2 pseudogenes are annotated in these 740 nt (G+C 57.2%); one reads left to right on the top strand and one right to left on the bottom strand.

The window, feature by feature from the left end:
* Positions 1-504 (bottom strand): annotated as a pseudogene (locus QD357_RS32660) (IS3 family transposase); the annotation flags it as partial.
* On the opposite strand from QD357_RS32660, the pseudogene QD357_RS32655 reads away from it, so the two are divergent.
* Positions 493-740: pseudogene (locus tag QD357_RS32655) on the top strand (hypothetical protein); the annotation flags it as partial. The pseudogenes QD357_RS32660 and QD357_RS32655 overlap by 12 nt on opposite strands.

Genomic DNA, 740 nt, shown 5'->3' with positions numbered 1-740 from the left:
TTTCATCGATGAGGCAACCTCCTGACCGAGTAACTCATTCCTCCAAGCGTACAACGTCGGCCGGCATACGCCCAGCCGGTCGGCGACGTCTTGGGCACTCTCTTCTCCACTGCAAAGATCAAGGACCGCAACCTGCTTCAAGGCCTCGGGATAGGCCGGACGCCAGGTTCGACCGGCTATCGAAGTCCTCGCCTCGGGAAACGTCTCTCGAACCCATGCCGTTAAAGTTMCCCGACCTGKATAGCCCAACGCTCTCATCGTTGAAGAGATACAGCGATCATGAGTGCGGTAATGCTCAAGCGCAGCCTGCTGTTGGGCCGCTGAAAACTTTGGCGCGCGAGCCAAAGAACGAACGCGCAGATCGCGATGCTGCTCGTATTCGCGATACCAGTTCCTCAGCGCATTCTTGGTGGGATACCCCAATTGCCGGATCGTCGCCTTAACCCGCTTGCCGAGCTTGATATAAAGCTCAACCGCGCGAATTCTGTCTGCATGGGAATACATGAACTACCTCCTGGTGGTCCAAGTTTTCGTCCGCATCCCCTATCAGACTACGCCGGGTCAGTTCTCAGTGGCAATCAACAGGCCCGCGCTATCGCTCGAAAGGTTGGAGCACCGCTTCTTCCCTCTMTGGACGATGGCGGCACAACTGTCGAAAAGGCGCGGGAATTCGCGCAGATGCACGGCCTCCCCGTTATCATCAAAGCCCAACATGGCGGTGGCKGTCGCGGAATGCGTAT

It is taken from the genome of Rhizobium sp. BR 317, from assembly GCF_047445835.1.
Lineage (GTDB): Bacteria > Pseudomonadota > Alphaproteobacteria > Rhizobiales > Rhizobiaceae > Rhizobium > Rhizobium paranaense.
Note: the sequence above shows the minus strand (reverse complement) of the source record. Positions and strands in the feature narration are given on the sequence as shown.